Genomic DNA, 11,246 nt, shown 5'->3' on the forward strand with positions numbered 1-11,246 from the left:
GAAAGAGGCAATGGAGTACTTTCCTTCCCTGGGAGAAGATGTATTCGAGTGTTGTACCCTCGCTTCCCATCTACTTGTCGACAGCTCGAACGTCATAGAGAGTATGCATCCCGGTGAGGCGACTTCAGCCAAACTGACGTTATTAGATCTAATCATCCCTCACCGTCCAAGCTCGATCGTCACCAACCCATCGAAAATAGTTGTCGCTTCAGGAAGGGGTAAATATAGACTCCCCACCGTTGATGATTTTTAGCGCTATCTTGGAACAAGTTGACTGTGATGGGAATAAATCAGAATGCCCAACGAGCAAAATAGCAACCAACGGCAACCGCGTCGGATTTTAATTACTGGAGGAGCTGGATTCATCGGCTCGAACTTCGCCTACCACTGGAGCGATCGCTATCGTGAAGATCGGGTCGTCGTCCTCGATGCCCTCACCTATGCCGGCAATCGCGCCACCCTCGCCGACTTGGAAGGAACGGAAAACTTTCGCTTCGTCCAGGGCAATATTTGCGATCGCCCCTTCATCGACGCACTACTTAAAGAAGAAGCTATCGATACCGTTGCACATTTTGCGGCTGAATCCCACGTCGATCGCTCGATTCTCGGTCCCGATGCCTTCATTAAAACCAACGTCGTCGGCACGTTTACCCTCCTCGAAGCCTTTCGCAAATACTATCCGCACCTACTCGAAGCCAAAACGGAAGGTCTATTTCTCCACGTTTCCACCGACGAAGTGTATGGTAGCTTGAGCGCTGACGATCCCGCCTTCAGCGAAACCACCCCGTACGCCCCCAATAGCCCTTATTCCGCCTCAAAAGCTGGGAGCGATCATCTGGCTCGCGCCTATTTCCATACCTACGGCATTCCCACCATTATTACCAATTGCTCGAATAATTACGGTCCCTATCACTTCCCCGAAAAACTTATTCCCCTGATGTGTATCAACATCTTGTTGGGCAAACCGCTACCAGTTTACGGAGACGGCCAGAATATTCGCGATTGGCTTTACGTGCGCGATCATTGCAGCGCGATCGATACGGTCATTCACAAAGGTACCCCTGGCGAAACCTACAATGTGGGTGGCAATAACGAAGTAAAGAACATCGATCTGGTGAAGATGTTGTGCCAGCTGATGGACGAACTCGCTCCAGATTTACCCGTGCGTCCGAGCGAGCAACTGATTACCTTCGTTAAAGATCGACCGGGACACGATCGCCGCTACGCCATCAACTCTGGCAAGCTACAAACGGAGTTGGGGTGGAGTCCTTCGGTGACGGTAGAAGAAGGATTGCGCAAAACCGTCGAGTGGTATCTGGGTCACGAATACTGGTGGAAACCCCTCCTATCTTCCGAGTACCGGGAATACTATCAGAAAGTCTACGCCCAGTAGGGGAGATGGGAATGGGGTGTGGGGTGTAGGGTGTGGGGAAAATTCATCTCCCTTGTCTCCCCCCTCTCCCCCCGACTCCCGAAGCCTCCAAAGCCCCTCTGCCCCCAAAGCCCCAAAGCGTTGTAAGATAAGAGTTTCGGGTCTGTCTGGGAGGTGCATTGATGGTTGTCCCTACGATCGCGCGCTCGGTTTTGCGTCTTTCCGGTCGAGTCCCCCTGCGAGCGATCCTTATCGTTCCCTTTGTGGTGCAAATCTTTGCAGCGGTAGGATTGGTGGGATATCTTTCCTTCCGAAACGGTCACCGGGCAGTTAACGATCTGGCCGGTCAACTGATGGAAAAAATGGGAGATTCGATCGAAGTTCACCTCGACGATTATCTCGAAATCCCCCACACGATCAATCAAGTGAATGCAGAAGCATACCGTCAGGGGGATTTAAGTGCGGGGAATAAAACAGAGCTGCTGTACCAATTTTGGCGGCAGGGTCTGTGGTCCGATCGCATTGGAACGATCGCCATGGCCACCGATCGAGGGGAGTTAGTTGGCGCCAACCGCGCCCAAAACTACATCGTCCTCGCCCAACCGTCACCAGATAAACCCTCCGAGGGGGGCACTTTGCGGCGATATCGCGCTTCAATTCAGGGTTCGCCTATTTTTAGCGAGAAAATTGCCGAAACACCGAACTACGATCCCCGCCAGCGCCAGTGGTATCAAAGTGCCAGGAAAGCCAATCTCCCAATTTGGACGGATATTGACGTATCGGCGACGACCAAGCGGCTGGATTTAACGGCCGTTCATCCCGTTGCCGGTACTGGAGATACCCCAGGGGGGGTTTTTTTTGTGGATGTTTCTCTCTCCCAAATCGGCGAGTTTTTAGAGCGTTTGAATATTAGTCCGGGGGGAGAGGCTTATATTTTGGAACCCAATGGGAATTTGGTGGCCAGTTCGACGGTGGAGGAACCGTTTGTTTTGACCGGCGCGCGACTCCAACGCATCAACGTTCTCGATCGCGACAATACGTCCATCGCCCAGGTGGTGAAGCAGTTACAACAAGAGTTCGGCAAACTTAGCGAAATTGCATCGGCGCGGCAAATGACGGTGGTTTGGAACCGTCGATCGCAATTCGTGCGAGTCACTCGCTATGGCGATCGATACGGTTTGGATTGGTCCGTGGTCGTCATCGTTCCCGAATCGGACTTCATGGCCGAGATTCAAAAAAATACCCGCACCACCATCGGATTGTGTTTTCTGGCGTTGGTCTTGGCGACAGCGATCGGCATTGCCACGGCACGCTGGATCGTCCAGCCGATTCTACAACTGGGAAAAGCCAGTTCTCGCATCGCCTGCGGGAACTTTAATACCCCCATCGAATCCGAGAGTCTCAGTCGGGTGCAAATTAACGAACTCAAAGTGTTGGGCGACTCGTTTCACCAAATGGCGACTCAGTTGAGTCAATCGTTTTCCGCTCTAGAGAAGCTCAACGCCCATCTCGAACAACAGGTGGAGGAACGCACGGCATCGTTGCAAGAAAAGGAAACCTTTTTACGGGTGATTCTCGATAATATTCCCCAACAGGTTTTTTGGAAGGATACCAGTTTAGTGTTTCGAGGATGCAATCGCAGTTGGGCTGAGGCGGCTCATCTCGACGATCCCGAAGCGGTGGTGGGCAAAACCGATTACGATCTGCTCTCGACGCGGGAAGTTGCTGATGCCTTGCGCGCAGAAGATCGGCAAATTATCGAAACTGGCGAACCGAAACATCAAATCACCACGAAGCTCAAACCCGATGATACGGGGGAAATCATTTGGTTGGAGATCGATAAGCTTCCCATTCACGATGCCGAGGGAAATACGATCGGGATTTTAGGGGCGATCGATAATATTACCCAACGCAAGCAAGCCGAAGAGGCCCTCAAACGACAGGCTGCTCGCGATCGCTTCCTGAGTCTGATATCGCGATATCTGCTCAATCTCGATTTCGATACGGCGATCGAGATGAGCTTGCAAGCCATCGGCAAGTTTACCCAGAGCGATCGCGCCTATGTCGTCAGTTTTAACCCAGACAAAAGCCATTATGGCATCAGTCACGAGTGGTACGCGCAAGGGATCGAACCTCGGGGTAAAGACCTGCAGAACGTGCCGGTGGGTACGTTTCAATGGCTCAACGAGCAGTACCATCTAGGTCAGATCGTCAAACTCGATCGCCTCGACGATTTGCCTCCGGAAGCCGCTGCGGAAAAAGCGGCGATGGAACGGGCGCATACTCAATCTTTTGCCTGCGTTCCTATGCTGTATTCCGGTAAATTATCGGGTTCGATCGTACTCGAAACCGTGCGCAGTTGCACCCAATGGCTGCAAGAAAACCTGCAACTCCTCAAACTCATCGGCGAGGCGATGGCGATTTCTCAAGCACGCCACGATGCGGAAGAAGCTTTGCGGGCCGAACAAGAAAAATCGGAAAGCTTGCTCCTCAATATTCTGCCCGAACTCATCGCCGAGAAACTCAAACAGAAGCAAGGTTGCATTGCCGAACACTTCGATGAGGTGACGATTTTATTTGCCGATATCGTTGGGTTTACGCCCCTTTCCGCTCGTTTGTCTCCCATCGAATTGGTGAATTTACTCAATCAAATTTTCTCGAATTTTGACGATTTAGCAGAATTTTTGGGATTGGAGAAAATTAAAACCATTGGCGATGCGTATATGGTAGCGGCTGGATTACCCGAACCGAAACAAGACCATGCCGAAGCGATCGCCGATATGGCACTTGCGATGCAAACCGTTGTCGACCACCTGCAATTCGAGCATGGGGAATCGTTCCAAATTCGGATCGGCATTAATTCGGGCGTTGTGGTTGCCGGGGTAATCGGAACGAAGAAATTTATCTACGATTTGTGGGGAGATGCGGTTAACGTTGCCTCTCGAATGGAATCCTCTGGAGAACCGGGACAGATTCAGGTGACAGAAGCCACTTACGAACGATTGAAAGATTCTTATCACATGGAAAAGCGAGGGCTGGTTTCAGTCAAAGGAAAGGGTCAAATGACGACGTATTGGTTGTTGGGGAAGAAGGAATAACGCCATGTGCAACTTGTCGATCCAAAACCTGACCGCACGGGGGAATGGGGAATGGGGAATGGGGAATGGGGGATAAGTCTACTCGCTCACCATATCGCGAGTGCAAAAAGAGCGCACACCGCATGAATAGGAAGTAATCAGTAATCAGTAATAGACATCTGGGATGAAATTTGTGGCGACACTCCCCCAATATTAACGGGAGAGTATCGAATCTAGGATTAGATGGTGGGAGTCGAATCGGACGATCGAGTTTTATGTGTTTAAGGCTTCGAGGGCACGATCGAGCTTCTGGCGATCGTCATCGCTGATATTTCGATCGGTTGATGCCAACATCAATGATGCTTCAGCAATTTTAAGACTATCGGACGGCTTGGGTTTGGGCTTTTCTGAAGAGGGAATCGTACTCGATTCCTCAGCTCCAAATGAAAATATAAATGCTAAAAATTCCATTCTCTTCTCTCCTGATTAAGGGCCTATTTCAGGTGTAGCATTTCCCTAGATTCGATGGCGATATTGCCAATGAATGCGATCGATATCACGGCAATTTTATACTTCGTGTAGAAGACTGTACCTATATCTGGCGCGCTCTATTTCGAGCAACTTCATGACTCAGTCGATCTGTAAAGTTAGCGCGAATTTTTCAGCCAAATTGCTAAAAACTACATTAAGAAATGCGATTTTAAAACTAAATCGACATACATCACATCTTTATATCTTTCAGTAAAGGTGCGATGAAAACTAAATAATATTTTCTTGTTAAATAGTATTTATAGCAATTCTCGCCTCTTATGAGGTACACCCAAAATCTATTTCCCATTCCCTATTCCCCATTCCCCGTTCCCAACCCGAACAGAACCGGATATAACAATTCAAAACTGACGTTAATTTAACGATTCTAGGAATGCCTTCACGCCCCCATCAGCCTCTAGCACGACCCGCATCTGGGGCGTTTGTCCCGGAGCAAACGAAGACACCATCGGCTCTCCCTCCAAAGGCACTCCGGTGCGATCGAGATAGTTATCTGCCGCGTGTCCCAGGGGTATCGCCTGTTGCAAGGAACCATCCTCGTTCAAAATCAACGTATATTCCAAGTCGCGAGTCAGTCCGGGTAGGGGTTCCCACCGGTCTTGGAAATAGCCCCGCAACTCGGCAATTTGCGGCACCACATCAAATGCCGTACTCAACTCTCGAGCTTCTTGTGCCAATGGTACCCGATCGCCCTCGGTTGCTCCTCGGGTTGCATCGGGTCTGCGACTGAGAGAATCCGCTGCCTGACTTTCGGAGAGAGAAGGAAGGGGAGTGCTGACCACGGTATCTTCCTTAAAGGAAAACCCGTCTACCTCTGAAGACAAACTCGGGGAAGGAGGCAATGCTGGCGGCGTTAAATTTCCCAGGGGAGGGGCTTTCGGAATACTTGCAGTGTCCGGTGCCGTTGGGATGGGTTCGACTGCAGGGGGTTCGGGCGGTGCGGCTGCCGCTTCGGAGTTGCTATCGGCAATAATATCCCCCGGAATGAAAATCGACTGGCTGGTGCGATCGCTCTCCGATGCTTCTGGCACTTCTGTGTCTGAGGGGATCGGAATCGGTGTCGGATTAACTGGAGGTGGCGGTAACAACCGATTTTCTTCCTCGATGGGTGGCGTGTCAAGTTCCTCCGCTAGGGGTGACGGAGTCGGTGTCGGCGATGGCTGAACTTGAGGTTGAGTCAGTGGCGGTGGTGGTCCTTCTGGCGGCAGGGGAAGGGGTAACGTTTCTTGGGAAGCCGCGTCCGATGTTTCGATCGCTCCAGAGGTGGTTGCCACTTCCGAGGGCGCTCGCATCTGAATGAAAGTCGCAGTGACGCCCACTGCAACGAGGGTCGCCGCAGCCCCCGCCCCGGCCCAGAGTAATGGCTGCTGCCAGTTTCGAGAACGCTCTTTTGGCAACGGCGGCAGAACCATCACCTCGGCAGCGTATTCATCGAGTGCCGTTGCCAAGTCAAATAGTTGCAGCGCCCCCAAATCGATCGCTTCTCCCAACTCCGGCGTTGCCAGGGAACCCAGAAAGAGACGATGGGAAACCAAACCACGGGGTTGCAGGTAAATTGCACCCGATTGCCGAGGGGGTGGAGGGGGTGGGATGAGCTTTGGACTTGGCGATGCTGGCGATGCGGACAAGCTGTAGATATTACTGTAGAGACTACCGTTCGCCTCTGGGAGGTTTGCGCCAGCGATCGCTCCCGAAGCACTCACCAATGCTGTGTCTAACTGGGCGGGGGACTGTTGGAGCAAGTTTTGAACGTAGCGGCTGACGGCGTAGTAGAGGATATCGAGTTGAGAGCGATCGCCTCGAATCACAGCCTGTTTTTCCTCCGGCACTCGCGGATCGTCCAGGCTCAGCTCGAATTGTAGGTGTTTGAGAACGGGGCGGTTCGTCCACCGAGATAGGGGCGATTGTTTGGCGACAACTTCTAAGGTACACGTGGGGGGCGTGTACCGAAGGTGATACGACCCGTTCATCAGACTTAGCGGTTTGGAGTTAGACATGGATTCGAGAGCAACAAGGGAAGAGTAAAAACTCAAACGTCGAACGAGCGGGCGTTGTGAACCCATTAAAGGATGGGTTACTGCGGTTGGCTAGATCGCTCCAGCAGGGCCAACCAAAGACGGCGATCGCCCCCAGGACCGCTGTAGAAGAGCAAATCGATGAGCAGTTTCAAGGCCAGATGGGCGAGTAATTCTGGAGACGCACGATCGCCCTCGTGCATCCGCTCTTGGTAAGTATTGGTAAAGGCATCGAGATAGTCTCCCAACAGTGCTGCGTGGTGGGGCGGGCGATTTTGCTCGGCCAGTTGTTCGAGCAGAGCCACCCCCCGGCGAATCAACTCTTGGTGCTGCTTGGCCAGATACGCGGCGATCGCTACCAGAGAGCGGGCTTCTTCCACGTCTAACTTTTTGCGCCCTCCAGAACTGTTGCGCAGAGGATTCGACTGCCGCAGCCGCCATAACGTGACCCGATCGGCGATCGTGGTATTGACATTAAGATAGGCTGCTGCCTGGAGAATTTCCTCCGAGCCAATTCCAGCAAGAGTTTCCAGCGCGAGTAGCACCAGGTCGATTTGGGCTTTAATATTATCGAGCTGCACCGGATCGGGGGCAGTCGTCAGAGGTAGACTTTCCCATTTGTGGGAGGTTGGGGGAGCGGGTGGCGAAGTTTCACCCGCTCCACTATCGCCGTTCGTGGGAGCCAACTGAATTGAAGGACGCATAGGTTTCAAATACGATCGGTCAAGGGCGTTGGCATCACGACGATCGAATTCTCCTGGAATTCTCCAACCGGGTTTGGGGTTGACGACGTGCCGATTAGCCGCACAATTTAATGTACAGCAGCTCTATAGTAAACACCAAGTCTCTTCGGGTCGCGCGCTTGCGTTCGTGTGTCGCGGTTGCGGCGATCGGATATGCCGAAAAAGCCGATTCTCCCGAGTCCGCACCGATGAGTTTCCCAATCGGGCCAACAAAACCCGTTACTTAAACTACTCAAGAACCTTGGGTCGTTCCGGAACCAGACCCCCCGTCACGATTGTCAGTCTTACTGCCGAACCCGATCGGACAAATTCCGAAGATGCGCTGCCCTCCATTTCCTTAGACGCAGCCGGGGCAACAGAGTTTCTCGATCTTTGCGACCTGGGGGATGCGACGATGACCCAAGCTCATCAATCACCCAATTTATCGCCCTTCGCGCTCTTTGCATTACACTTTTTCAGTCATGGGCAATGAGGAAGGGAGAATTCGGAATTCGGAACACCAGCCCCCATTGCGATCGCTTTTTCTCTCTTTACACGTGAATTCTCAATATTGCCTGCGTGATTTCACGAAAATAAACTTTGTTTTGTATTTAATTTTCTAATCTTATTTTAGTTTTGATTCTTATGTTTGGATAAAAAATAATTGAGATGCCGTTGAAACTCAGCGGTGGTTGCGACTTTACATAAGATTCATAAATACTTGATTGGTAGCTTTAATTAAGCCCGCCTACAATTTAATTTAGTAGGGAAAAGCACAACTTTTAAAAATGGCAACTTAAAACAACCCGAAAAAATCTCAAAAATCGAGTCGGGTCTTTTCTTTTAAGTTGATTACTTTCTTCATGCGTCCTTACTTTCATTCATTTCGGATCGAAATTTTTAGTCTCAATCTTCAATCCTGAGACGGCTTCGCTAAAATCTTAAGTTTTGAACGTTTTCTTCAAAACGAATTTGCGGCTGCAATCTTAAAATCCGGGAATTTCCCGGACATGATTTATATTTTTGCCTTCGGGGTTAAAACGTGTCGAATCGTGGGTGAAATCCTGTCTGGATAAAAATTGGACCGATCGAATATTGAGTTCGATCGAAGCTCCAATTCAAGTTAGCTCTACAATTTCCATCGGTGAACTCTAATGCCAAAAATTAACGGAATCGACGACAACGATTTGTTCTCGAACAATCTCGAAGGAGATTTACTCGGTCTTGAAGAGAACGGTGAACCTTCAGGTAACTCTGGTAGTAATCTGTTAATTCAAGCCAATTCCCAGAAGGTCGGTGGCAGCGATGCAAAGCCGGAGGAACAGCCTGTCGAAGAGAACGATCCTCAAGACCAGACGGGTACCAACTCTAATGAGCCTGGGGGACAAAACCCCACACCAACCGTTGTGGAAGACCCCATTCCACCGGTCGTAGAAAGCCCCGCACCGCCAGCAGAGGAAAGCCCCGCACCGCCAACTGGGGAAAGCCCCGCACCGCCAACCGGGGAAAGCCCCACACCGTCAACCGGGGAAAACCCCGCACCGCCAACCGGGGAAAGCCCCACACCGTCAACCGGGGAAGAACCCGTAGAACCGATCGATGTCGCACCCGCAAGCCTGGGCGACACGGTATTCTACGACCTCAACGGTAACGGGATGCAAGATCTCAACGATACTGGTGTGGCTGGGGTTACTGTTACCCTCACCGGTGGCGGTGCAGATGGTGTTATCGGTACGGCTGACGATACCACCGCCGTGACGACGACCGATGAAAACGGTCAGTATCGCTTCGAGAACCTCAATCCCGGCGAAGAATATCAAGTTACCTTCTCCGACTTACCCGAAGGGTACGAATTTACCCAAGCCAATGCTGAGGACAACGACCACGGCGACTCCGATGCCGACAGTAACGGTCAGAGTCCAATCGTTACCCTCAATCCCGGAGAAAACAACACCATCCTGGATGCGGGGATTGTCGAGACGCCCGTCATCGAAGATGGAACCTACCGCCTCTTCAACCATCCCAACGCCGATGCTACATCTCCCTACTACGGGTTGCGTTTAGATGGTCTGATGAGCGGCAACGACCAGGACATCACCACCTTTGACTTCGAGCATCCCGGTGCTGAAGTCTACATGACCATTTCCGGCAATACCGTTCGCATCTTCGGACAGGCTTTTGGTGGAGTGGATATCGGCACCGAATACGATCCCGAGCAGTCTGGATGGTGGCAGGTTGATTTCACCTACACCGATCTCGATCGCATCGAAGGTGACGATGACCTCGGAATCGATTCGAGCAACGAGGGTAACGCCAGTGGAACCATCAAGCAACTCTACGGCGACGGCTTGACCTACGATTTGGTCGACTTTGCCGGTCGGCAAAACGGAACCTACAGGTATGCCCAGAGTTTTTCGATCGGAGATCTCGCCGATGAAACCGGCTACAAAGAATTTGACGGCATCTCCGGTTGGGGTTGGCTCAACCACTCCGGTGCTCCAGGACACCTGAAAGCCTCTGACTGGGCTTTTACCGTCGGACCGAAAGTCAGTACTGAAGGACCCAGTTCCTTGGGAGACAAGGTTTTCTACGATACCAATGGCGACGGTATCCAGGACGATGGCGAAGGTGGCGTTGCGGGTGTGAGCGTTACCCTCACCGGTGGCGGCGAAGATGGCATTATCGGCACCGCAGACGATACCACCGCCGCAACGACGACCGATGGTTTTGGGAACTATCAATTCGACGATCTCAATCCTGGCGAAGAATATCAGGTTACTTTCTCTAACCTGCCCGAAGGATACGAGTTCACCGAAGCTAATGTCGGTGGTGGGGATACCGTTGACTCTGATGCCGACCCCATCACCGGAATGACTCAGAAGGTCACCCTACAGCCGTCAGAACACAATCCCACCCTCGATGCGGGAATTGTCGAAGCCGAAAACCCCGAACCCCAATCGGAGCAATTTGGAGCTTTAGGCGATCGGGTTTGGTACGACTCCAACAAAAACGGCATTCAAGATAATGGCGAACAAGGGGTCGCCGGTGTCACCGTCAAACTCCTCAATGGCAACAACGGACTCATCGACAGCGTCCAAACCGATAGCAACGGGAATTATTTATTTGACGGGCTTGAGGAAGGTTCTTATCGGATTGCGATCGACAAACAGACCCTACCGGATGGCTACGAAATTACCCAAGCCAATGCTGGGAACGACCAATCCGATTCCGATGCGAATCCGACAACGGGTTTGATGCCCACCACCACTTTGGAAGCTGGGGAGGAAGACTTGAGCTTCGATGCGGGGATTTTCCAGACTCCCGTCGAGCCACCAGTCGATCCCCCGGTCGATCCTCCTGTGGACCCACCAGTCGATCCCCCGGTCGATCCTCCTGTGGACCCACCAGTCGATCCCCCGGTCGATCCTCCTGTGGACCCACCGGTCAATCCCCCGGTCGATCCTCCTGTCGAACCGGCCAGCCTGGGAGACACGGTATTCTACGACACCGA

General features: G+C 51.9%; 7 protein-coding genes. 4 read left to right on the plus strand and 3 right to left on the minus strand.

Going from position 1 to position 11,246, the window contains the following annotated elements; genetic code table 11:
* Positions 1 to 295 precede the first annotated feature (295 nt).
* Positions 296 to 1,393: a dTDP-glucose 4,6-dehydratase gene (rfbB, locus tag AC2215_RS11495; protein WP_486810133.1), complete on the plus strand. Its 1,098-nt coding sequence runs from the start codon at positions 296 to 298 to the stop codon at positions 1,391 to 1,393.
* A 161-nt stretch (positions 1,394 to 1,554) separates the two neighbouring features.
* Positions 1,555 to 4,470 (plus strand): adenylate/guanylate cyclase domain-containing protein, encoded by a 2,916-nt coding sequence (locus AC2215_RS11500; protein WP_486810134.1) that lies wholly within the window; start codon positions 1,555 to 1,557, stop codon positions 4,468 to 4,470.
* A 252-nt stretch (positions 4,471 to 4,722) separates the two neighbouring features.
* On the opposite strand, the gene AC2215_RS11505 is transcribed toward AC2215_RS11500, so the two are convergent.
* From AC2215_RS11505 to AC2215_RS11515, 3 genes are all read right to left on the minus strand, one after another.
* A complete protein-coding gene (locus AC2215_RS11505) occupies positions 4,723 to 4,920 on the minus strand; it encodes a hypothetical protein (RefSeq protein WP_486810135.1) in 198 nt (65 codons plus the stop codon).
* 431 nt (positions 4,921 to 5,351) lie between these two features.
* Positions 5,352 to 6,995, minus strand: coding sequence for a DUF4335 domain-containing protein (locus tag AC2215_RS11510; protein ID WP_486810136.1), 1,644 nt, complete (start codon positions 6,993 to 6,995; stop codon positions 5,352 to 5,354).
* 77 nt (positions 6,996 to 7,072) lie between these two features.
* Positions 7,073 to 7,717, minus strand: a complete 645-nt coding sequence (locus AC2215_RS11515) for a DUF3038 domain-containing protein (protein WP_486810137.1) — start codon at positions 7,715 to 7,717, stop codon at positions 7,073 to 7,075.
* Between the two features lie 28 nt (positions 7,718 to 7,745).
* Between AC2215_RS11515 and AC2215_RS11520 the strand changes: the two genes are divergently transcribed.
* Complete coding sequence (locus AC2215_RS11520; RefSeq protein WP_486810138.1) at positions 7,746 to 8,228, plus strand: hypothetical protein; 483 nt, start codon at positions 7,746 to 7,748, stop codon at positions 8,226 to 8,228.
* Positions 8,229 to 8,889: 661 nt separating this feature from the next.
* A partial coding sequence (locus AC2215_RS11525) for an SdrD B-like domain-containing protein (RefSeq protein ID WP_486810139.1) occupies positions 8,890 to 11,246 on the plus strand: 2,357 nt, incomplete at its 3' end.

The sequence above is a fragment of the Zarconia sp. genome (assembly GCF_057467645.1).